Genomic DNA, 23,589 nt, shown 5'->3' on the forward strand with positions numbered 1-23,589 from the left:
CTTGGCCACTTATTCACTGGATGGGGATAAACCCTTCATAAATAAGCTTTCTATGCGATTGCTCTTTTGAAAGTATAAAAGAAAAGAGTGAATTTCTCAAGTGCTATCCACAATCCGTGTACAATTGACCTTTGACTGTGGATAACCCTGTGGATGAGTGTGTATAATTTCTGAAAACATCAATTGTTTCGTCATTATGCTTTTCTCTTTCGCTTGGAATTTCACTCCAAAAGGAATAAAGCGGTTCCCATTTTGACCCTTTCTAGCTCATTTTCATTATAACGAACAATGTCACATCTCCAGCTTCATAACCATGCAGTTATCCACAGTGGATAACTTCTGCGCGTGGACGAATCCAGCTAAATCATCTACGAAGGAACTTTCACTGAATCCCAGTAGGTGAAAGAAACGAAGTGACGCCTGCCGGTTCGTGATGAGATAGAGCCGTTCAATTTCCTTTTCTTTGGCGAGTTTCAAGCTTTCCTGGAAAAGGGCAAATAGCTCTTCGGTACTGAATGACGGCGTGACGACGAGGGAACGCAGCAGCCCCACTTTACCGCGGGTCTCGATTCCCAATGTGCCGATGATGTCTCCTTCTTCATTCTCTACGACAAGGAAGCGGTCGATGCTTCCGTATACGCCTTCCGTACTTAAGTCCGCCTGCTTTAAAAAGGCAATGATCGGCAGTGCGTCGGCGATCACAGCCTGACGAATGGTCTTCGACATAGTGATTGTCCTCCCTTTTCTATCATCCTTATTGTAAGTGTATGAGTAGCTAGAGAAAGTAGAACATAAAAAGAGAGCCATATCGGCTCTCTTCAGGCTTATTTGAATAGTCCTTTGACCATATCGACGATAAAGAAACGGACTTCGACTTCCTCTTCCTTCTCTTCGGCAAATACCGGCTGATTCTGAGCTTCCTCTTCATCAGATACGTTCACCTGTGCATCAACGCTCTCTGTCAGAGGCTTCTCCGCTTTGACGGCTGATTCTTCCACGATGGCATCTTCATCGCTATTCGGTGTTGCCTTCTCCTCTGGTTCACTTGCGGGAGAGGCTTCCTGCTCATCTGCTTGAGCGTCCGCTTCCGGCATTGTATCTTGCTTCACTTCCGTTTCTGCCATCACACGGTCATCCGCTGTTGTGACTTCCTTGCCGCTCGCTTCCACTTTCGTTTCAAATCCTTGGCTGCTGACGGCATTCCCAGTAGAGAAATCCAGGAAGCATAGGGGCGGATACAGGACGCACCACCAGTTCGCTCCTTCTCCTTTGCCGAGGGTGATCAGGACGGCTTCATATTCACCTGCAGGATAGAGGAACTGACCGTAAAGCTTGGTCGGAAAATCGACCTTACCGAATTCGATGTCTACACTCTGGCTTACTCCTTCTTCCTTCAACACGTCCTGGGCGATCTCCTTCAATTGCGGAAGTCCTTCCTTGATGACGTGCTTGGCTTCTTCCTTATCCTGTAGCTCCGATACCCAGCTGGTGATTTCCTTGTTGACCTCATCGCGGACGAGACGTTTGACGTTTTGATCTTCATCCCGGTCGCTGTTGGCCAAAATCCTTAGCCTGATCGCATCCTCCGGGATCATGACGGTTTCCTGCGCGCTTGTTACGGCTTCTTGCTTCGGAATATATAAACTCAAGATCGTGCCTACTGATAGAATGAGTAAGTAGCTTAATACCAATTGTTTTGTTTTCATGTTTCTCTCCACCTTCCCTTAGTCACATTGTGGACAAGGTGGGGACATCTTAAACTAGTAAAATGATTTTTTCTTTTCTTTCCGCAATCAGGTCAGATACTACCAGTCTTTCAATCTATCAGCTGGTTAAAACAAAAGCGCCCCTGCCTTCTCAGAAGACAGGGACGCTTGTTATGCTTGCTCACAGAAGACCATCCGGTCCTTTCCGTTGATATCCATGACGACTTCGACAGACGACCGGGGGAATGCTTTTGTGAGCATTTCAGCCACTGTCTCCCCTTGTCCTGTACCGACCTCGAAGCCGATGAGGAATCGTTCATTCATGATGCGGGGCAACCCTTCCATGAACCGTCGATACAGGTCATATCCGTCTTCTCCCCCAAAAAGGGCCAGAGACGGTTCATGATCCACTACCACCTCCGACAACGTTTCACGGTCGGAAAGGGGGATATACGGTGGGTTCGAAAGCAACACGTCGAGGGCGACGCCTTCTTCCATCAACGGTTGAAGCAGGTCACCATGATAGAATGTCACATCCGCCTCCAAGCGCTCTGCATTTTTTTTCGCCACCTCAAGGGCATCCGCGGAAACATCCACTGCCCTTACGTTCACATCTCCATCGTACTCAAGAGCAAGGGAAATCGCGATGGCACCGCTCCCCGTCCCGATATCGGCAGCCTGGATGATATGGGAGCGGTTGAACAGCCTCTTCATCCGCTCAAGGCTGTAATACACAAGCTCTTCGGTCTCAGGTCGCGGGATTAACACGTGACGGTTCACCGTGAAAGAACGTCCATAGAATTCCTCGCTCCCGATCAAGTGTTGGATCGGAATCCCGGATACGTGGGCATCCATGCCACTCTGGAATTCCTCCCATAATGAGTCTTCCAAAACCGTTTTCTGCTCGGCAAACAGCCTTGCCCGTGACATATCCAACAGATGACGGAGATAGAGCTCGCCCGCATTCTCATCCCGTCCATGCTCCTTTAAAAAAGAAGAAGCCCATCTCAGGGCTTCGAATACCGACGGCATCAGACTTCTTCCATCCGTTCAAGAAGCTTGGATTGGTCTTCAATGATCAGGGCATCGATGACATCATCCATCTTGCCTTCAAGGATCTGATCGAGCTTCTGGATCGTCAAGCCGATGCGGTGATCGGTTACGCGGTTTTGAGGGAAATTGTACGTACGGATACGCTCCGAGCGGTCTCCCGTACCGACTGCGGACTTACGTGTGGCATCATATTCAGCCTGTGCTTCTCGCTGGAATTTATCATAAACACGTGCACGCAGGACCTTCATGGCCTTCTCTTTGTTCTTGATCTGGGACTTTTCATCCTGACAGGATACAACGACACCGGTTGGCAAGTGAGTCAGGCGCACGGCCGACATGGTCGTGTTGACACTCTGCCCTCCAGGTCCGCTGGATGCGAATGTATCGACTCGGATATCTTTATCATGGATATCGACTTCGACTTCTTCTGCTTCCGGCAGGCACGCGACGGTAGCCGTGGACGTATGGATCCTGCCTCCTGATTCCGTTTCAGGTACGCGCTGTACACGATGGGCTCCGTTCTCATACTTCATTTTAGAATAAGCGCCATTTCCATTGATCATGAAGATGATTTCCTTGTATCCGCCCACACCGGTGGAGTTCGCTTCCATCACTTCAATCTTCCAGCCCTGACTTTCAGCGAAACGGCTGTACATGCGATAAAGGTCACCTGCAAATAGTGCGGCTTCATCTCCACCTGCTGCACCCCTTACCTCCATGATAACGTTCTTGTCATCATTCGGGTCTTTCGGGATGAGGAGGATCTTAAGGCGCTCTTCAAGGGCGGTGATCTGCTCTTCGAGTTCCGATACTTCTTCCTTCACCATTTCGCGCATATCGGCGTCCAGTTTGTCCTCGAGCATGGCTTTGGCGTCCTTGTACTGCTGATTCAATTCTTTATATTCACGATAAGCTTCCACTGTTGCCTGGATATCAGATTGTTCTTTTGAATATTCTCTTAGCTTCTTAGGGTCATTCACAATTTCCGGATCACTCAGCAATTCGTTCAGCTTGTCATAGCGATCTTCCACTGCTTGTAAACGATCATACACAGCTATTCACCTCAATTTTAGTCCATAACAGTCTAATTATATTATACCGATTAGGTAAACACAAGATGGTTCACAATTGGAAGAAGACAAGCAGGAACTGCTCCTGCTTGTCGAAATAGGCTATTGTTCCGTGATCTTGACGTTCATATGAAAACGGGGCAGCGCCCTCTCAAGCTCTTCTTTGAGCATGGCTTCGTTTTTATCCAATTCCGAATGGCCCATCCGCTTCCGGGTGTGGGCCGTGACCCACATCTGATCGCCGTTGATCCATACTTCATCCGGTTCGAAGGATGACTCATCCGCCACCACTTGACGCGCTTTATCGACATACTGACCCATGGATGATGACGTAGCACCCGGCTGACTGGACAGGTTGGGAAAGTTCGGATTCCCATTCGACATATCCTGGACGTTACGATCAGATTGTTTCAGCCCATTCTTGTGGTTGTTCACGAATCGGGTACCGTTTTGATCTTCGTTCGTTCCGAATCCGGATTCCTGATTCACTCCACAACCCGCTGTAAAGAGGACCACACCGCTACATAGACAAAAGATGATGTTCTTCATCTTCCAAACACCTCCTGATGGTTAGGTTTTCCCTATTCACTCGAGGTATACAGTCACAGGTTTCATGGAAAAATATGAGCACAAAAAAACCGCCTCGGATAGAGGACGGTCAGTTCTTGAGCATATCAGGAGTCACACTGACTCCTGTCGGGACTTCATGATGATGGCGGCATCTAGGCTCGTAAGCCTCCGATGCGCCGACAAGGATGATTGGATCATCATAGCATGCAGGTTCGCCGTTGATGAGACGCTGCGTCCTGCTTGCCGGTGATCCGCAGACGGCACAGACGGCTTGCAGCTTCGTCACTTGCTCGGCAATGGACAGGAGTTCCGGCATCGGTCCGAATGGCTCCCCCCGGAAATCTTGATCCAGCCCCGCCAGGATAACACGATACCCGCTGTTGGCAAGCTTCTGGGCTACTCCGACGATGGCATCGTCAAAGAACTGCACTTCGTCGATGGCGACGACGTCCACCTTCGGATTCAGATCTTCCAAGATGCTGCTTGCATTCTCCATGGCTTTGGCAATCACGGATGTTCCATTATGGGACACCACGGATTCCTCACTATAGCGGTTATCCAACTTTGGTTTGTATACCGCAATTTCCTGTTTAGCAAATTGAGTCCGTCTGACCCGGCGGATCAGCTCTTCCGATTTACCTGAAAACATACTGCCGCAAATGACTTCAACCCAACCGGTCTGTTTCATGACATACACGAAAGCGTCGCTCCTTTCCCTGTTTCATCCTTATGTTAAGCATGCCTATATGTAAACGAATCATTCAGGTGATTTTTCCAGAAAAAAAGAGGCACGAAACGCTCCATGCCCGACTTTTGTCCTGTTCATCCGCCCGAAATCGTAAAATGGGCTAATAAAAAACAGGCAAGCATGAACATCCTTGCCTGTTCTGGAATAGAAGGGACGACGCCCTTCTATTTCATTATTGGTTAGATTTAAGACCGTATTTTTTGTTGAAACGGTCAACACGTCCACCAGCATCCGCGAATTTCTGACGGCCAGTGTAGAATGGATGGCATTCAGAACAAACCTCAACGCGCATTTCTTCTGCTACTGAACCAGTTTCAAATTCGTTACCGCATGCACATTTCACAGTGATTGTGTTGTACTTTGGATGAATTCCTTGTTTCATTACGTTCATCTCCTTCCGCCCTGAATCATCTGAGACAGAGTAATTTATTTACGAAGATAAATATGTGATATGAGCATAAGCCGTTAAACAGCCAGCCCCTTACCACATCCAGTTATTCAAAACACATTGATTATATTATAACAAGGTCGTCCCTATCTTGCAACCCCGTTATCTTTTTTTCGCTTCATCAGCCAACACGTTGAAGAACTCTTCGTTCGTCTTCGTCTGTTTGATTTTACGCATGAGTTTCTCGGCAAAATCAGGCTGATCCGACATGGCTTTACGGATGGCCCACAGTTTATCGAGATGATCAGGCTGAATAAGGAGTTCTTCCTTACGCGTACCCGAACGGCGGATGTCGATGGCAGGGAAGATGCGTCGTTCAGCGAGGGAACGATCAAGGTGAAGCTCCATGTTGCCCGTTCCTTTGAACTCTTCATAGATGACATCATCCATACGTGACCCCGTATCAACAAGAGCCGTGGCAAGAACGGTGAGGCTTCCGCCTTCTTCGATATTACGCGCTGCACCGAAGAAGCGCTTCGGACGGTGGAATGCTGCCGGATCGATCCCGCCCGAAAGCGTACGTCCGCTTGGTGGAATGACCAAGTTATAGGCACGTGCCAGACGGGTGATGCTGTCCATGAGGATGATGACATCGCGCTTGTGCTCCACGAGACGCATTGCACGTTCAAGGACAAGCTCCGCCACCTTGATATGATTCTCAGGCACTTCATCGAAGGTCGAGCTGACCACTTCCGCTTCAACGGAACGCTCGATGTCTGTCACTTCCTCAGGACGTTCGTCGATGAGGAGGATGATCAGCTCCGCTTCCGGATGATTGGTGGTGATGGAATTGGCGATCTCCTTGATGAGCATCGTCTTACCCGCTTTAGGCGGGGCAACGACCAATCCACGCTGACCGAAACCGACAGGCGCCATCAGATCCATGATCCGCGTCGAGATTTTGTTCGGTGTGGTTTCTAGCTTGATTTGGCGATCAGGATATAAAGGAGTAAGTCCCGGGAAATGAACGCGTTCCTTCGCTGCATTAGGTTCTTCCCCGTTGACCATCTCTACTTGAAGCAGTCCGAAATAACGCTCGTTTTCCTTTGGAGGACGCACTTTACCAGACACTTTATCCCCATTCCTCAGGTCGAAGCGTCTGATCTGTGAAGCAGAGATATAAATATCCTCCGAGCTCGGTGAATAATTGATCGGTCGAAGGAATCCGAAGCCTTCTGACTGGATGATCTCGAGTACCCCTTCCATGAAGAAGAAGCCTTCCTGTTCCGCCCTCACCTTGAGGATGGCAAAAATAAGCTCTTTTTTCGTTAATTTACTATAATATGAAACTTTGTATTGTTTGGCCAGCTCATAAAGCTCTTTCAGCTTCATATTTTCCAAGCTGGAAATCGTTAATTCTTCCATAATGACACCACGCTTTATTAATTTGTCCTTCTAAAGGGCATAGGTTTTGAGGAAATGACTGAAGAAATGATGAATGAAGCAGTTAAAATGAGTTCTAGCTGAAGTGAAAACCTTACTCATTGTACCTATACTCATCCATTTACGCAAGATGCCGTTTCGGCCGGCTGGACAATCCGTACAGGGGAATGAAGGAAGGAAAATGGTGAAGAAAGGGCATGCGGCAACAGAAGTAATGAAGGGCAGAACCACTTCTGCCCTTCATCCTGTATGAGACTCTTATTTCATGACGAGATTCGGTTTCTTTTGGAGGCTGTGCCTTCCATCGATGAATCGTACGGTTCCTGATTTGGCACGCATGACGACCGAGTGGGTCAACCCGTAGGCACCTTTCAGCTGGACACCTTTCAGGAGCTCTCCATCGGTTACACCTGTAGCCGCGAAGATGGCGTCATCTCCGCATACAAGGTCCTCCATGCGAAGGATCTTGTCGACGTCGAGACCCATACCGATGCATCGCTGCAGTTCGGCATCATTCTGAGGAAGCAGCTTCCCTTGGATCTCTCCTCCAAGGCACTTCAATGCAACAGCAGCGAGTACCCCTTCAGGAGCTCCACCCGATCCGAACAGGATGTCCACACCCGTATGGTCAAAGGCCGTGTTCATGGCACCTGCAACATCCCCATCATTGATGAGTTTGATCCGGCACCCGACGTCCCTGAGCTGCTGGATGATATGCTGATGGCGTTCACGGTTCAGGACCGTTGCCACTACATCCTCGATGTCTTTGTTCTTTGCCTTGGCGACAGCTTTCAGGTTGTCGAGGATGGACGCATTGATATCGATCTGCCCGACGGCTTCTGGCCCGACGGCGATTTTGTCCATGTACATATCAGGAGCATTGAGCAGATTGCCATCATCGGCAACAGCCAGGACCGCAAGTGCGTTCCATCCACCGGAAGCGACGATATTCGTCCCTTCCAAGGGATCGACGGCCACATCCACGCGCGGACCATAGCCTGTCCCGAGCTTTTCTCCGATATACAGCATAGGCGCTTCGTCCATCTCGCCTTCACCGATGACGACCGTGCCCTTCATCGGTACCGTATCGAATACATCCCTCATGGCAGATGTTGCAGCGTCGTCTGCTTCATCCTTTAAACCGCGTCCCATCCAGCGAGCTGATGCAAGCGCGGCGCCTTCCGTCACCCGTACAAGTTCCATCGATAAACTTCTCTCCATGAATAAAAGCCTCCCATTCCCGTTTATGTGAGCCTTCCGCCTATGAAGCGAAACAGCTTAAATTGTATAACCTAATGACAGATTTATTGTATCACATTCAAACGGGAGCGAGAGTCATTTTTCTGAAATAATTGTTTTTACGATTTTAGTTGTTCCAATTCTTCCTCGGTCATCTTCTCTCTCCAGATGGTTGCACCCAATCCTTCGAGTTTTTCGACGAGGTCGCTGTAGCCGCGATCGATATGTTCCAACCCCGTGACTTCCGTGACACCTTCCCCCATGAGTCCGGCAATGACAAGAGCCGCACCAGCGCGAAGGTCACTTGCCTTCACCTTGGCTCCCTGCAGTTGTACAGGTCCATTGACGATGGCGGAACGCCCCTCGACCTTGATCGTTGCATTCATCCTTCTGAGCTCGTCAATATGCTTGAATCGCGCAGAATAGATCGTGTCAGTCACCACAGCTGAACCTTCCGCCCTATTCAGGAGGGTCGTGAACGGCTGCTGGAGGTCAGTCGGGAAACCAGGGTAGACGAGGGTCTTCACGTCGACGGCTTTGAGCTTGTCCGCCCTGCCGATGAAGATCTGATCATCGTTCGTCTCCACAGGTACACCCATTTCCCTGAGCTTGGCAATAACAGATTCCATATGGAGGGGAATGACATTATCGACCAATACGCCTTTGCCGACGGCAGCAGCCAGAATCATGAATGTCCCTGCCTCGATCCGATCAGGGATGATTGTGTGGCGGCATCCGTGAAGTTCATCGACTCCATCGATCCGTATCACGTCGGTGCCTGCCCCTTTGATCTTCGCACCCATATTCGATAGAAGCGTAGCCACATCGATGATTTCCGGTTCTTTGGCCGCGTTTTCGATGACGGTACGGCCTTTTGCCCGGACGGCTGCAAGCATGATGTTGATGGTGGCTCCTACGCTTACCACATCAAGATAGATCCTGGCGCCCCTGAGTTCCTCAGCACGGAGATAGATGGCTCCCTGCTCATTCGTCACTTCGGCCCCCAAGGCCTCAAAGCCTTTGATATGCTGGTCAATGGGGCGGGGTCCAAGGTGGCATCCTCCAGGCAGGCCGATGACGGCTTTCTTGAAGCGTCCAAGCATGGCACCCATTAAATAGTAGGAAGCACGAAGTTTTTTTACTTTTCCGCTCGGCAGAGGCATGGACACCATGCTGGATGGATCGACATTCATTTCTCCATCATCACCGAGGCTGACCGTACCCCCGATTTCTTCGAGGAGGTCTTTGAGCGTCCGTACATCCGAGATATCCGGAAGCCCTTCAATCGTCACAGGGGAATCGGCCAAAATGGTAGCCGGGATCAGGGCGACGGCGCTGTTTTTCGCACCACTTACCTTGATGGTCCCCTCAAGCGGATAGCCGCCTGCAATTTTAAGCTTTTCCATAGTTAAACTCCCTTCCTTGCTGCACAGGTTTAAGCCTGCCAGCCAAAAGGATTAATTTTCCATAAACGAACCGTCTAAGAAGTATTGTCTACTAGTGTATACATCTTTCGTCAAATCATGTATGATTTGCTCGAAAAAATTCCACTCTTTACTATAACGCAGAGTCAGCGGTTGTTCCAGTCTGCCAGGAACGCTTCGATCCCTTTATCCGTCAGTGGATGATGGAACAGCTGCTTGAGCACTTTGAGAGGGACAGTGGCAATATGTGCCCCCCGGAGCGCTGCTTCCGTAATATGCTGCGGATGGCGGGTGGACGCCGCGATTATCTCTGTTTCAAGACCGTGGATGGCGAAGATTTCAGCAATCTTCGATACCAGTTCAAGACCGTCATGCCCGATATCATCTAGTCTTCCTAAAAAAGGCGAAACGTAGGTAGCACCTGCACGTGCGGCAAGGAGTGCTTGGTTCGCACTGAAGATTAACGTCACATTGGTCTTGATTCCTTCTTTAGCAAAAGTAGATGCTGCCGTCAGCCCATCCGGGGTCATCGGCAATTTGATCGTGATATTCGGAGCGATCTTGGCCAGTTCCAGCCCTTCCTTGATCATTCCTTCAGCATCTAGCGCAATGACTTCTGCGCTGACAGATCCCGGTACGAGCTCTGTGATTTCCTTGAGGCGCTCTTCAAAGGTCACCCCTTTTTCCTTTGCCACCAAAGATGGATTCGTCGTCACACCAGACACGATCCCCCAGTTGTACGCTTCTCTGATTTCGTCCATGTTCGCTGTATCAATAAAAAATTTCATTTCCCTCTCCCCCAGGTTTCGACAAAATTTTCAATCAACTTAAATGAACGGAAAGGACTGGACCAGTCATTTTCACTGGTGCCAGTCCCATCCATCTGCATTCTATACATACCACAAAAGGGAAAAGACTAACCTGACGGCACGCTTTTCCTACTTTTGACCTTATTGATTACGCTTGGTTAGAAGAACCGAATTCACGCATTTTACCGATTACTGTCGCTTTGATTGCTTCGCGAGCAGGTCCGAGGTATTTACGTGGATCGTATACTTCAGAATCAGCAGCAAGTACTTCGCGTACTTTCTTAGCTGAAGCGATTTGGTTTTCAGTGTTCACGTTGATTTTAGCAGTTCCGTAAGAGATCGCTTTTTGGATATCTTTTGTCGGAATACCAGTACCACCGTGAAGTACTAGAGGAACACCAGTAGCTGCTCCGATTTCTTCCATTTCTTTGAAGCCTAGGTTTGGTTCACCTTTGTAAGGACCGTGAACAGAACCAAGAGCTGGAGCAAGTGTATCAATACCAGTACGTTCTACTAGTTCTTGACACTCTTTAGGGTCAGCATAGATTACGCCATCAGCGATGACATCATCTTCTTGACCGCCCACTGTTCCAAGTTCAGCTTCAACAGAAACACCTTTTGAGTGAGCATATTCAACCACTTTGGAAGTGATTTCGATATTTTCTTCGAAAGGACCGTGTGAAGCATCGATCATAACAGATGTGAATCCAGCATCGATCGCTTCTTTACATTTATCGAAGCTTGAACCGTGGTCCAAGTGGATCGCAACAGGTACAGTGATGTTCAAGTCTTCCATAAGACCTTCAACAATCTTCACGACTGTTTTGAATCCGCTCATGTAACGTGCCGCACCTTCAGAAACACCTAGAATGACAGGTGATTTCTCTTCTTCTGCAGCTTGCAGGATCGCTTGAGTGAACTCAAGGTTGTTCAGGTTGAACTGACCAACTGCATAGTTTTTTTCTTTTGCTTGAATAAGCATGTCTTTCATAGACACTAAAGGCATGACTGTTTCCTCCTTTTATCCGTCAGTATACCATCCTGTCTGGAGATGGCGGTGTTAGTTATAGCACCATGTGACATTGTTTACAATTTCACTTGTATCATACCAAAACAGAATAGATTTTACCAACAGAGAAGACGAAATGCTAAAAATACTACTATTTTTATTTTTCTAACAAATTTTAGGCAGGGATGTACTGTTTGACGGCCCGGCGGATGTCGTCGATATCAAATGGCTTAGCGAAATGTGTTAGAGCCCCAAGGTCTTTCGCCTCCTGGATCATATCGAGCTCACCGTATGCCGTCATGATGATGACCCGGATCCCATCGTCCTTTTGCTTCATCCTCTTCAGGATTTCAATTCCATCCATTCCAGGTATTTTCATATCAAGGAGGACAAGGTCGGGGGAATGCTGATCGACAATTTCCAGTGCCTGTATCCCGTTCGCGGCCTGGAATGTTTGATATCCTTCCTTTTGAAGTACCTCATTCAATAGAATCCTGATACCAAATTGATCATCCACGATTAGTATTTTCTCGTTCATAAAGCCCTATCCCCTCCGTTTATTGTATCGTTATGTAAAAACGTTCCTGCACTGATGCCCAACTTTTATTATAAGTAATTCTCTACCAAAGGGAAATATCCTTCTCTTCCACAACATTTTACTTCTTATCACGTCACCTTTATAATGACGTATAGTCCATTACTCGAAAACAAGGAGAATCCACTTATTATGATCAAGATGTTCACGACTCAGCTGACCGGTCTCTTTCAGCGGATTTCCAGCAAGCAGGAATTCGAAATCGAAGACTCCTCCCGTCTGCTGGCCCAGGCTGCCATAGGGGAAGGCACGATTTACATACAGGCATTCGGCGAAATGGAAGGCGTGGCTGCTGAGGCCATTTCCGGCGCCGAGCCCTTGCCTTCAGCAGCAAGGTACCACGAAGACGCCGAGCTCACGGAAGCCGACCGCGTCCTCATTGTCACCAGGCTTTCCACCGATGAAGAAGCCGTGACCTTCGCCCGCGGTCTCGCAGAAAAAGGAATCCCGTCCGTAGGGATCTCGGGTATCGTGTCCGGAGATGGGAGCCTCGAGGAGATCTGTGACTTCCACGTTGATACGAAAGTCATCAAAGGGCTCCTTCCAGGGGAAGAGATCGGGGAACGGGTCAGCTTCCCTTCCAGCATGGCTGCCCTCTATATTTATTTTGCCCTATCGTTCCTGATCAAAGAGATCCTATCAGAATATGAAGAATGAAATCGTCCCGCCTGATGATGGCGGTACGATTTTTTTTATGTGCTTGAAGTTTCCTGGCGTGGATGTAGGTGACCGCTAGCGCAAGCACCAGGACGCTCCCCTTGATGATCTCGAACGCATAGTAGGCAAGATTCATCATGGTGAGTCCGTTGAGGAGGACGCCGATGAGGGCGGCCCCGAAGAAGGTGACCTGTAGATCGAATAGCCTTCTGTATAGGTCCGGTTGAGGCAGGAAATGATATTTATCGCCCCTGGGTGGCTAGGAGGTCGGGAATCCCGATCTTCACGATGTAAAGGGAGTTGAATAGACGAATAAGTGCCCCACGGCAATCGAAAGCAGGATGACCAGCCACAGAGGCGCCTCATACCATACCATCAGGGAGGACGTGGTCACGGTGTATGGAGTAAGTGATTTTTCATAAAGTAATATGGGATTTTCAAAGAAAAGGAACGTCGTTTTTTGTCGAATGGGTGAAATAGGCTGTAGTGGGGCGATGATTAAGCTCTTTCATTCCTCAATTTATAGTAAATCCAACCTATTTTCAGCATTCCTGTCCCTTTTTCCGATACCCCTCCCCATTTATTACCGACTTTTTCAATTTTACTTTCAACTTTCCGATTTTTTCTACCGACTTTTAACTTTTTATTTCCAACTCTTGTTTTTTCATCGAACCGTACTGACAACTTTGGTGGTTTATTTTCAACTTAGAGCTTTTATGATCAACTACCGATGTTTATTACCAACTTCCCACTACCACTGCCCCTACTCCACTCCCTCCTCTTCTAAAGCGGAAAAAGAAGTGATCCTTTTAAACGCTTCACTCCACAAAAAAACCGCCGGCAATAAGCCCCGGCGGCATTCATTCATAGTGATATCAGTTTTCTCCGTAAGCAAGCGTCGCTTCAATGAAATCTCTGAAGAGCGGCTGCGGACGTGTCGGGCGGGATGTGAATTCCGGGTGGAACTGGGACGCGACGAACCAAGGGTGGTCGCTAAGCTCGATGACTTCCACAAGGCGTCCGTCCGGGCTTGTTCCAGAGAAGACAAATCCTGCTTTCTCCATTTGCTCACGGTAGTGATTGTTGAATTCGAAGCGGTGGCGGTGACGCTCATAGACCACTTCACCGTCGTATGCTGCATATGCTTTCGACCCTTCAGTCAGCTTACAAGGGTAAAGTCCGAGGCGCAGTGTACCACCAAGGTCTTCGATATCCTTCTGCTCAGGAAGAAGGTCGATGATCGGATGCGGTGTATCAGGATTCAATTCTGCAGAATGTGCGCCTTCGAGTCCAAGGACGTTACGTGCGTATTCTACAGAAGCAAGCTGCATGCCGAGGCAGATTCCAAGGAATGGAACCTTGTTCTCACGTGCATACTGGGTTGCCACGATCTTCCCTTCGACACCACGGTCTCCGAATCCACCAGGGACAAGGATCCCATCGGCATCGGCCAGTTGTTCTTGAACGTTCTCTTTATTGATGAGCTCTGAATTCAACCATTTCACTTGGATGTCGCTGTCGAAATGATAACCGGCATGGCGGAGTGCTTCCACAACGGAAATGTACGCATCTTGAAGCTCTACATATTTACCGACAAGGGCGATCGTCGTTTTGCGTGATAGATTGCGGACGCGTTCAACGAGCTCTGTCCATTCGGTCATATCAGGCTCATGGCAGTCGAGCTTAAGGTGCTGACAAGTAAGTTCATCCAGCTTTTGATCCTGTAGGGAAAGCGGGATGGAGTAAAGGGTATCGGCATCTGTCGCCTCGATGACCGCATGCTTGTCGATGTCACAGAACAGGGCGATCTTGTCTTTCATGTCTTGAGTCATCGGCATTTCTGCACGGACAACGATGACATTCGGCTGGATTCCCAGGCTGCGAAGTTCTTTTACGCTGTGTTGTGTCGGTTTTGTTTTCATTTCACCCGCTGCTTTGATGTAAGGAACAAGCGTACAGTGGATGTACATGACGTTGTCGCGACCTACATCACTCTTGATTTGACGGATGGCTTCCAGGAATGGAAGGGATTCGATATCCCCTACCGTTCCGCCGATTTCCGTGATGACGACATCGGAATTCGTTTCACGGCCGGCACGGTATACGCGCTCTTTGATTTCGTTCGTGATGTGAGGGATGACCTGAACCGTCCCTCCAAGATAATCGCCTCGACGCTCTTTTTTCAGGACCGTAGAGTAGATTTTCCCTGTTGTCACAGAGCTGTATTTCGTCAGGTTGATGTCGACGAAGCGCTCATAATGACCAAGGTCAAGATCCGTTTCCGCGCCATCATCGGTTACGAATACTTCTCCGTGCTGATACGGGCTCATCGTTCCCGGATCCACGTTGATGTATGGATCGAATTTTTGGATCGTGACGCTGATGCCACGATTTTTCAACAATCTGCCAAGGGACGCTGCTGTGATCCCTTTCCCTAGTGACGACACTACGCCGCCTGTTACGAAAATATACTTAGTCATGTATATGTCCCCCTTCAAGAATATAGTTTGTTCAAAAAAAGTAGAGGGTGTCTCTTATGTACGCACGCCATGGGTTTATCATGTTCAAAGTATGGGAAGTCCATTCTTTGAAATATTCCATGGCATCATCGTTAAAAAGACAGCCTCTTTTTTTCGTTATACATGAGATTATAAGGGGTGAAGCGAAATCCGCCCCGATACGCCCGTCTTCCGGGATCTTTCCCGAAAAAAATAAAAAACGCCCCGCTTACAAATCGTAAGGGGAGCGTTGATATACTCGATCAGTCCTCTTTTGAGGAGCCCAAATAAAATACTACCTTCCTCAAAGGAAGAAGTCAAGCATAGAATTCAGGACATGGAATGGAGAGATTATTTGCTCTCTTCTTCCTCGTCTTCTTCGGGATCTTCTTCATCTTCATCCTCTTCATCGAACTCATCGATATCGAGATCTTCTTCTTCGTCCAGATCTTCCACGTCGTCAGCATCTTCTTCATCCAGATCCTCATCGTCTGTAAGATCGTCCTCTTCCGTATCATCAAGGTCGTCGAAATCAAGGTCTTCATCTTCAAGATCATCGAATTCGTCCAGATCAAGATCGTCTTCATCGGTTTTCTTCGCTTTTTTCTTTTTCGCAGATGATTTCATCGTCGGAACGGTTTCTTCCTCGATTTGATCGACTGGATACCATTCACGAAGTCCCCAGCGGTTATCACCAAGGGCCAGGAACTGACCGTCGATGTTGAGGTCCGTATAGAACTGGGCAAGTCTTGATTTGACTTCTTCTTTTGAGGCACCTGTCAGACTAGTGATTTCATCAAGGATTTCCTGGAAACCAAGGGCCTGCTTTTTTTCTTTCAAGATGGCGTGGGCAAGCTCGATAAATGCTGTTTGACGCAATTCTTCTTTGGATAATTGCTTTAAACTCAATGTACGCACTTCCTTTCTCTATTTAAACAATCTACTAGGTAGAATAAAAAAGGGCAAAAATTGTCCATTATCAGGTTTAGACCATATTCACCATTATAAACAAATTACAAGTCTTTATGCTAGAATTATCTAGATTTTACCGAACATTTTCTTCTAAGGGTCCGGACTGTCCGCTTCATAGACCCATTCAGGGAATACGCTCATCTTATAGTTTCTAAAGAAAGATGGCAAGCACTCATTCCCCAAAGGATAAAAAAACCGAACTCTGCGCCCGATTGAAAGGGGCGCAGCCGTTCGGATGCATACGTTTTACATATTGCGTCTATATTGCCCTCCGACTTCATAAAGGGCCCTTGTGATCTGACCGAGACTCGCCACTCTGACCGTCTCCATCAGCTCTTCGAAAATATTCCCGCCTTCGACAGCAGACTGCTTCAAGCGCTTGAGTGCTTCTTCCGTCTTGTCTCCGTGGCCCTGCTGGAACGCTTTGAGATTGCGAATCTGGATTTCTTTCTCTTCCTTGGTTGCCCGGGCTAGTTCCATCCCGTCCACATCCTCTTCAGAAGGAGGGTTCGGATTGAGATACGTATTCACTCCGACAATCGGAAGCTCTCCGGAATGCTTCTTCATTTCATAGAACATGGACTCTTCCTGGATCTTGCCGCGCTGATACTGGGTTTCCATGGCTCCGAGGACGCCTCCGCGATCATTGATGCGGTCGAACTCCGCAAGGACCATTTCCTCGACCAGATCCGTCAGCTCCTCCACGATGAAGGCTCCCTGAAGCGGATTCTCATTCTTCGAGAGGCCGTGCTCCTTGGTGATGATCATCTGGATTGCCATGGCCCGGCGGACCGATTCCTCCGTAGGCGTCGTGATGGCTTCATCATAGGCATTGGTATGAAGGGAGTTACAGTTATCCTGGAGGGCCATGAGCGCCTGCAGGGTGGTGCGGATGTCATTGAAGTCGATCTCCTGTGCGTGAAGGGACCTTCCCGACGTCTGAATGTGATACTTCAGCTTCTGACTCCGCTCGTTCGCTCCGTATTTATCCCTCATGACCGTTGACCAGATGCGCCTTGCCACACGGCCGATGACCGTATACTCAGGATCGAGTCCATTGGAGAAGAAGAAGGAAAGATTCGGTGCAAATGCGTTGATGTCCATTCCCCTGCTGAGATAGTACTCCACATACGTGAATCCATTCGCGAGGGTGAAGGCAAGCTGGGAAATCGGATTCGCTCCCGCTTCGGCAATATGATAACCGGAGATGGAGACAGAATAATAGTTCCTCACCTTATGATCGATGAAGTACTGCTGGATATCCCCCATCATCCTGAGGGCGAATTCCGTGGAGAAGATACACGTATTCTGCCCCTGGTCTTCCTTCAGGATATCCGCCTGGACAGTCCCGCGCACAACGCTAAGGGTTTCTTCCCGGACTTTTGCATACTCTTCGACGCTGAGGATGCGCCCAAGCTCTTCTTCCTTGATCTTGATCTGCTGATCGATGGCCGTATTCATATACATGGCGAGGATGATCGGAGCCGGCCCGTTGATCGTCATGGAGACCGACGTGGACGGTGCGCAAAGATCGAATCCTGCATACAGCTTCTTCATATCTTCGAGGGTACAAATGCTGACGCCGCTCTCTCCTACTTTCCCGTAGATATCGGGACGGTGATCAGGATCTTCCCCATAAAGGGTCACAGAATCGAATGCCGTACTGAGGCGCTTGGCATCATCATCTTTGGACAGGTAGTGAAAACGGCGGTTCGTCCGTTCAGGTGTCCCTTCCCCTGCAAATTGTCGCTTTGGATCTTCCCCTTTTCGCTTGAACGGGAATACACCCGCCGTGTACGGGAACGAGCCCGGCACATTTTCTTTATATACCCATTCGAGGATCTGCCCGTAATCCTTATATCTCGGAAGGGCGACCTTAGGGATGCTCAAGCCGGATAAGCTTTTGGTTTTAAGCTCTGTCACGATTTCACGGTCGCGGACCTTCGTGACGAATGAGTCCTTGCTGTAAGTTTCCTTGAAGTTCTCCCATCCTCCCAGGATCTCCTTCGATTGCTCCGTCAGTTTCTTTTCCACTTCGTCTTTCAACGTGGTGAGGGAGGCCGTGACATCCCCTTGTTCCCCGACGGCTTCGATGGCCCCTTCGAGCTGGAAGAGACGGCGGGCAAGATCGGACTGTTCTTCTGCTTTTCGGTGATAATTCCGGACCGTTTCTGCAATTTCCCTCAAATAGTAACGGCGGTCGTTCGGGATGATGACGTTTTGCTTTTCTACGTCCACATTCTTCGAAAATCCTGTTTCCCAACCGAGGTTCATCTTGCCGTTTACGGTATCGACGACGGCGGCAAACAGTGCGTTTGTGCCGGGATCATTGAACTGACTTGCGATCGTGCCGTATACCGGCATTTCATCAAGATCCTGATCGAATAAAAGATGGCTTCGCTGATACTGCTTTTGCACCTGTCTCCGCGCATCTTCTGATCCTTTGCGCTCAAACTTATTGATGACGATGAGATCAGCGTAATCGATCATATCGATCTTTTCCAACTGTGATGGTGCACCGAACTCGCTTGTCATCACATACATGGACAGATCACAGATCTCTGCGATTTCCGCATCCCCCTGACCGATACCACTCGTTTCCACCACGACAAGATCATAACCTGCCGCTTTCACGACATTGATGGCGTCCTGGATGGCGAGGGAAAGCTCGGTCCTGGATCCGCGCGTGGCAAGACTTCTCATGTACACTCTCGGGTTGAAGATGGCGTTCATCCGGATCCTGTCACCAAGGAGTGCCCCGCCTGTCTTCTGTTTCGTCGGGTCGATGGACAAGACCGCAATCTTCTTGTCTGGCAGTTCGTTCAGGAAGCGGCGGATCAGTTCATCCGTAAGGGAACTTTTTCCCGCTCCCCCCGTTCCCGTGATTCCAAGGACCGGTACTTTGCTTGCGAGACCTTTGATTTCCGTGAAGACCGATTGAGCAGCGGCTGCCACTTCCTCCTTGGCACCTACCTGGTACTCAGCGAGTGAAATCAACCTGGAGATCGCATTGACGCTCCCACCTGCGAGATTTTCCACTTCCTTGCTTTCCGTCCCTTTGATCGTCGGGTAGTCGCATTCCTCGATCATCCGGTTGATCATCCCTTGAAGGCCCTGTGTCCTTCCGTCTTCCGGTGAGAAGATCCGGGCGATGCCGTATTCATGAAGCTCCTTGATCTCTTTCGGGATGATGACACCGCCACCTCCGCCGTAGATGCGGATATGGCCGGCACCCCTCTCGTTTAGAAGATCATACATGTATTTGAAATATTCGACGTGTCCACCCTGGTAAGAGGAGATGGCGATACCCTGAACATCTTCCTGTATGGCTGCATTGACGACTTCTTCCACCGACCGGTTGTGCCCAAGATGGATGACTTCCGCCCCGCTTGCCTGGATGATCCTCCGCATTATGTTGATCGACGCATCATGTCCGTCAAACAGGCTCGATGCCGTGACGAAACGGACATGGTGCTTTGGTTTATAGATCTCTACCGTGCTCATATGACTCCCCCTGTTCTTCCATGTGTCTCATATCCTATGACTCCTGCGAACAGCAGATCGATTTGAAGATTCATATAGTCTTCGAGTGAAAAGCGCTTTTGGAGCGCCCAGCGGCGGAATCCCCACATCTGCCCCTGGACGAAGACATTCTGTGCAAGGAGATGGATCCGCTCTGAATCCAGATCCAGTCGTCCCCTGTCCACACAGCTTTGGATGAGGCCTTCTACCATGCCGACCATTTCCATCTCTTTTTTCAAAACGTACGGCAGGGCGTCTTTCGACAGCGACTTCGCTTCCTGATACATGACGAGCACCTCATCCTGCATCCGGTCCATCACCTGGAAGTAATGGACGATGCCTAGCTTCAGGCTTTCCATCGTCCCTTCTCCCACATCCAATTCTTCCAGCTCCAATCTTACTTGTTCATAGATCCTGTCGCAGACAAGATAGAGCACATCTTCCTTTGTTCGTATATATTCATAGAGCGTTCCGATACTGAATCCGGCGGCCTTTGCAATCTCTCTTGTCGTGGTGCGATGAAACCCCTTTTGTTTAAATAGTGAGACAGCCCCTTTGATCATTTGATCCCGCCTCTTCTCTACCAAACGTTCATCCTTGACCGACGCATGCACTTCTCTTTTGTCTTTCACTACAATCGACCGCCTTTCCGAGCGTTATGACCCCTTATCCCCTTTGTTTCTCTTTATTTCGTAACCATCCGTGAGATGACGAGGCGTTGGATTTCCTGCGTCCCCTCATAGATTTGCGTGATTTTCGCATCCCTCATGAACCGTTCCACCGGGTAGTCTTTCGTATAGCCGTATCCCCCGAAGATCTGGACAGCTTCTGTGGTCACCTTCATGGCCGTATCCCCTGCCATCAATTTCGACATGGCTGATTCTTTACCATACGGAAGACCTTCCGACTCGAGCCATGCTGCTTGATAAGTCAGGAGTCTGGAGGCTTCGATGCTGGTCGCCATATCGGCGATCTTGAAGGAGATCCCTTGATTCGCAGCAATCGGCTTCCCGAACTGCTCCCGTTCCTTGGCGTAATCAACAGACGCATCGAGGGCACCCTGGGCAATCCCCACTGCCTGGGCCGCGATGCCGTTCCTGCCTCCATCAAGGGTCATCATGGCGATCTTGAAGCCCTCCCCTTCTTTCCCGAGAAGGTTTTCCTTCGGTACTTTGCAGTCTTCAAAGATGATTTCCGTCGTCGGTGAAGAACGGATCCCGAGTTTTTTCTCTTTTTTCCCTACTGAGAAACCTGGGAAATCCTTTTCAACGATGAAGGCACTCGTCCCGCGCTGACGCTGTGATGGATCGGTCAGGGCGAATACGACGTAGGTGTCGGCGATGCCGCCGTTCGTGATGAAGATCTTCGAGCCGTTCAGCACGTAGTGATCCCCTTCAAGGCGGGCAGTCGTCTTCATGCCGCCCGCATCAGAACCCGATGCCGGCTCCGTGAGACCATAAGCCCCGATTTTCTCCCCTTGTGCCATCGGACGGAGATATTTCTGCTTTTGTTCTTCCGTACCGAATTTATAGACCGGCCACCCGGCAAGGGACGTATGGGCAGACAGCGTCACCCCGATCGATGCGCACACCCTGGAGAGCTCTTCTACCGCGATGCAATAGGCGAGGAAGTCACTTCCGATACCGCCGTACTCCTCCGGCCAGGGAATTCCCGTCAGTCCGAGTTCGGCCATCTTATGGAAAAGCTCCATATCGAAGCGCTCTTCCTCATCTCTCTCAGCAGCCGTCGGAGCCACTTCGTTCCTGGCAAAATCGCGGACCATCTTCCGGATCATTTCATGCTCTTCGGATAATTTGAAATTCATCTTCGTTCCCCCATCTCATGATTGTTAAACAAGCAGGTGCTTCCCGATCACCATCCGCTGGATCTCGCTCGTACCTTCGTAGATTTCCGTCACTTTGGCATCCCGGAAGAGCCTCTCCACGGGATATTCCTTTGTATAGCCGTACCCTCCGTAAACCTGGATCGCTTCCGTCGAAACATCGACGGCGGCTTTTGAGGCGAATAATTTGGCCATGCTCGCTTCCTTGCCACAGGAGACTCCCCGCGAACGGAGATCTGCAGCCCGGTATACAAGAAGCTTCGATGCTTCCACGGACGTTGCCATATCGGCAAGCTTAAAGCCTATGCCCTGTTGGGCGGCAATCGGCTTCCCGAACTGCGCGCGCTCTTTAGCATAAGCCGTTGAAAATTCGAATGCAGCTTCAGCAATCCCGAGAGCCTGGGCCGCGATTCCGATGCGGCCGACATCCAGATTGTTCATGGCGATCCTGAATCCGTCCCCGCGCTTACCGAGAAGATTTCCGGCAGGTACCTTCATGTCTTCAAACGTCAGCTGGACCGTCCGTGATCCATGGAGCCCCATCTTATGTTCGTCTTTCCCGATCACGAGGCCTTCCGTCCCTTTCTCGACGATGAAGGCCGAGACGCCGCGACTACCCATATCGGGATCCGTCACAGCGAACACGATGTAGGTGTCCGCTTCCCCACCATTCGTGATGAAGACCTTGGAGCCGTTCAACACATAGTGGTCACCCCGGTCTTCCGCCTTTGTTTTCAAGCTCTTTGCATCGGATCCCGCACTCGGTTCCGTCAGGCAGAATGCCCCAAGGTATTCCCCGCTGGCAAGCTTGGGTATATAGGTTTGTTTCTGTTCTTCCGTACCGAAATAAAGGATCGGATTCGTGCCGACCGACGTATGGACCGACAGGATGACCCCGATGGTGGCGCTCACCCTCGACAGCTCATGGATGGCAATGATGTAGGAAGTGAAATCCATTCCTGCGCCTCCATACTCTTCAGGGATCGTGATTCCCATCAATCCGAGCTCTGCCATCTTGTTCAGGATCTCCCTGGGGAATTCCCCATCTTCCATCCTCTCGATGAATGGACTGATCTCAGAGTCAGCAAAGTCCCGTACCATCTTCCTCATCATCTTCTGCTCTTCTGTGAAACGAAGTTCCATGCTTCATTCCTCCCTGTTGTGTGGCCTCTTGGGACTCAATATTCGTAGAAGCCTCTGCCTGTCTTGCGTCCAAGCCAGCCTGCCTTGACATATTTCCTGAGGAGCGGACATGGGCGGTACTTGTCATCGCCGAATCCTTCATGGAGTGTTTCCATGATGTACAGGCATGTATCGAGTCCGATGAAGTCCGCCAGCGTTAGCGGGCCCATCGGGTGATTCATCCCAAGCTTCATCACACTATCGATGTCTTCCTTGCTTGCGACCCCTTCATACAAGGTGTAGACCGCCTCATTGATCATCGGCATGAGGATCCGGTTTGCCACGAACCCCGGGAAATCCTCCACTTCGACGGGTGTCTTATGGAGCTTGTTCGTCATGTCTTCGATGGCTGCATACACTTCATCCGTCGTGGCCAGACCCCTGATGATTTCAACGAGCTTCATGACCGGCACGGGATTCATGAAGTGCATCCCGATCACCTGTTGAGGGCGATTGGTCGCCGCTGCAATCTCGGTGATGGGAAGGGAGGATGTATTCGTCGCAAGGATCGTATGCTCCGGAGCGATTTCATCGAGCTGGGCGAAGATCGTCTTCTTGATGTCCATGTTCTCAACCGCCGCTTCGATCACAAGGTCCACGCCTTTGGCATCGTGAAGGTCAGTCGATGAACTCAATCTTCCAGTCGCCTGATCTTTCTCATCCGCAGACATCCTGCCCTTTTCTACGGCACGAGCGAGATTCTTCTCAATGGATGATAGGCCCCTCTCGACGAATTCCCCTTTCAAATCATTCAATGTCACGTCATATCCTGCCTGGGCACATACCTGGGCGATTCCTGATCCCATCTGGCCCGCTCCGATTACCATTACCTTTTGTATCGACACACTCATTTCCCCCTTT

The 23,589-nt window shown here is 49.6% G+C and carries 23 protein-coding genes and 1 pseudogene; 2 read left to right on the forward strand and 22 right to left on the reverse strand.

Annotated features, from left to right (window positions below; all coding sequences use genetic code 11):
• Positions 1-291: 291 nt before the first annotated feature.
• From AF331_RS19430 to rho, 8 genes are all read right to left on the reverse strand, one after another.
• Complete coding sequence (locus tag AF331_RS19430) at positions 292-726, reverse strand: GNAT family N-acetyltransferase (protein ID WP_053072106.1); 435 nt, start codon at positions 724-726, stop codon at positions 292-294.
• Between the two features lie 98 nt (positions 727-824).
• Positions 825-1,706 carry a stage II sporulation protein R gene (gene spoIIR / locus AF331_RS19435; protein WP_053429657.1) on the reverse strand — a complete coding sequence of 294 codons (882 nt, stop codon included), beginning with the start codon at positions 1,704-1,706 and terminating at the stop codon, positions 825-827.
• A gap of 171 nt (positions 1,707-1,877) precedes the next feature.
• Positions 1,878-2,738 (reverse strand): peptide chain release factor N(5)-glutamine methyltransferase, encoded by an 861-nt coding sequence (gene prmC, locus AF331_RS19440; protein ID WP_053429658.1) that lies wholly within the window; start codon positions 2,736-2,738, stop codon positions 1,878-1,880.
• On the reverse strand, positions 2,738-3,811 hold the full coding sequence (prfA, locus tag AF331_RS19445) for a peptide chain release factor 1 (RefSeq protein WP_053429659.1): 1,074 nt from the start codon (positions 3,809-3,811) through the stop codon (positions 2,738-2,740). The genes prmC and prfA overlap by 1 nt, the downstream gene beginning before the upstream one ends.
• 120 nt (positions 3,812-3,931) lie before the next feature.
• Positions 3,932-4,378 carry a hypothetical protein gene (locus AF331_RS19450; protein ID WP_053429660.1) on the reverse strand — a complete coding sequence of 149 codons (447 nt, stop codon included), beginning with the start codon at positions 4,376-4,378 and terminating at the stop codon, positions 3,932-3,934.
• 109 nt (positions 4,379-4,487) lie between these two features.
• Complete coding sequence (locus AF331_RS19455) at positions 4,488-5,096, reverse strand: thymidine kinase (protein ID WP_048004837.1); 609 nt, start codon at positions 5,094-5,096, stop codon at positions 4,488-4,490.
• Between the two features lie 223 nt (positions 5,097-5,319).
• Positions 5,320-5,529 (reverse strand): 50S ribosomal protein L31, encoded by a 210-nt coding sequence (gene rpmE / locus AF331_RS19460; RefSeq protein WP_048004836.1) that lies wholly within the window; start codon positions 5,527-5,529, stop codon positions 5,320-5,322.
• Between the two features lie 168 nt (positions 5,530-5,697).
• Positions 5,698-6,960, reverse strand: a complete 1,263-nt coding sequence (rho, locus tag AF331_RS19465) for a transcription termination factor Rho (protein ID WP_048004835.1) — start codon at positions 6,958-6,960, stop codon at positions 5,698-5,700.
• A 103-nt stretch (positions 6,961-7,063) separates the two neighbouring features.
• Here rho and AF331_RS22605 point away from each other — a divergent pair, with 103 nt between their 5' ends.
• Positions 7,064-7,231, forward strand: coding sequence for a hypothetical protein (locus AF331_RS22605; protein ID WP_160316590.1), 168 nt, complete (start codon positions 7,064-7,066; stop codon positions 7,229-7,231).
• Between the two features lie 5 nt (positions 7,232-7,236).
• Here AF331_RS22605 and glpX read toward each other — a convergent pair whose 3' ends face one another.
• From glpX to AF331_RS19490, 5 genes are all read right to left on the reverse strand, one after another.
• Positions 7,237-8,199, reverse strand: a complete 963-nt coding sequence (glpX, locus tag AF331_RS19470) for a class II fructose-bisphosphatase (protein WP_053429661.1) — start codon at positions 8,197-8,199, stop codon at positions 7,237-7,239.
• 137 nt (positions 8,200-8,336) lie between these two features.
• Entirely contained in the window at positions 8,337-9,623 is a 1,287-nt protein-coding gene (locus AF331_RS19475) for a UDP-N-acetylglucosamine 1-carboxyvinyltransferase (protein WP_053429662.1), read from the reverse strand.
• A gap of 164 nt (positions 9,624-9,787) precedes the next feature.
• Positions 9,788-10,429 carry a fructose-6-phosphate aldolase gene (gene fsa, locus AF331_RS19480; RefSeq protein ID WP_053429663.1) on the reverse strand — a complete coding sequence of 214 codons (642 nt, stop codon included), beginning with the start codon at positions 10,427-10,429 and terminating at the stop codon, positions 9,788-9,790.
• A gap of 169 nt (positions 10,430-10,598) precedes the next feature.
• Entirely contained in the window at positions 10,599-11,456 is an 858-nt protein-coding gene (locus tag AF331_RS19485; RefSeq protein WP_053429664.1) for a class II fructose-bisphosphate aldolase, read from the reverse strand.
• Positions 11,457-11,634: 178 nt separating this feature from the next.
• Positions 11,635-11,997 (reverse strand): response regulator, encoded by a 363-nt coding sequence (locus AF331_RS19490; RefSeq protein WP_048004830.1) that lies wholly within the window; start codon positions 11,995-11,997, stop codon positions 11,635-11,637.
• Between the two features lie 189 nt (positions 11,998-12,186).
• On the opposite strand from AF331_RS19490, the gene AF331_RS19495 reads away from it, so the two are divergent.
• Complete coding sequence (locus AF331_RS19495) at positions 12,187-12,711, forward strand: DUF2529 domain-containing protein (RefSeq protein ID WP_053429665.1); 525 nt, start codon at positions 12,187-12,189, stop codon at positions 12,709-12,711.
• A 49-nt stretch (positions 12,712-12,760) separates the two neighbouring features.
• Here the strand turns inward: AF331_RS19495 and AF331_RS22970 are convergent.
• From AF331_RS22970 to AF331_RS19530, 9 genes and pseudogenes are all read right to left on the reverse strand, one after another.
• Positions 12,761-12,898 (reverse strand): annotated as a pseudogene (locus tag AF331_RS22970) (ABC transporter permease); the annotation flags it as partial.
• A gap of 311 nt (positions 12,899-13,209) precedes the next feature.
• Entirely contained in the window at positions 13,210-13,395 is a 186-nt protein-coding gene (locus tag AF331_RS22610) for a hypothetical protein (RefSeq protein WP_160316591.1), read from the reverse strand.
• A gap of 191 nt (positions 13,396-13,586) precedes the next feature.
• A complete protein-coding gene (locus tag AF331_RS19500) occupies positions 13,587-15,191 on the reverse strand; it encodes a CTP synthase (protein ID WP_053429666.1) in 1,605 nt (534 codons plus the stop codon).
• Between the two features lie 369 nt (positions 15,192-15,560).
• Positions 15,561-16,118 (reverse strand): DNA-directed RNA polymerase subunit delta, encoded by a 558-nt coding sequence (gene rpoE, locus AF331_RS19505; RefSeq protein WP_053429667.1) that lies wholly within the window; start codon positions 16,116-16,118, stop codon positions 15,561-15,563.
• 309 nt (positions 16,119-16,427) lie between these two features.
• Positions 16,428-19,685 (reverse strand): fused isobutyryl-CoA mutase/GTPase IcmF, encoded by a 3,258-nt coding sequence (gene icmF / locus AF331_RS19510; RefSeq protein ID WP_053429668.1) that lies wholly within the window; start codon positions 19,683-19,685, stop codon positions 16,428-16,430.
• On the reverse strand, positions 19,682-20,335 hold the full coding sequence (locus tag AF331_RS19515; RefSeq protein WP_053429669.1) for a TetR/AcrR family transcriptional regulator: 654 nt from the start codon (positions 20,333-20,335) through the stop codon (positions 19,682-19,684). Before AF331_RS19515 ends, icmF begins: the two co-directional genes overlap by 4 nt.
• Before the next feature lie 53 nt (positions 20,336-20,388).
• Entirely contained in the window at positions 20,389-21,528 is a 1,140-nt protein-coding gene (locus tag AF331_RS19520; protein ID WP_053429670.1) for an acyl-CoA dehydrogenase, read from the reverse strand.
• A 24-nt stretch (positions 21,529-21,552) separates the two neighbouring features.
• Positions 21,553-22,689 (reverse strand): acyl-CoA dehydrogenase, encoded by a 1,137-nt coding sequence (locus AF331_RS19525; protein ID WP_053429671.1) that lies wholly within the window; start codon positions 22,687-22,689, stop codon positions 21,553-21,555.
• Between the two features lie 35 nt (positions 22,690-22,724).
• Positions 22,725-23,573, reverse strand: a complete 849-nt coding sequence (locus tag AF331_RS19530) for a 3-hydroxybutyryl-CoA dehydrogenase (protein ID WP_053429672.1) — start codon at positions 23,571-23,573, stop codon at positions 22,725-22,727.
• Positions 23,574-23,589 lie beyond the last annotated feature (16 nt).

Source organism: Rossellomorea marisflavi, from assembly GCF_001274775.1.
Taxonomy (GTDB): domain Bacteria; phylum Bacillota; class Bacilli; order Bacillales; family Bacillaceae_B; genus Rossellomorea; species Rossellomorea marisflavi.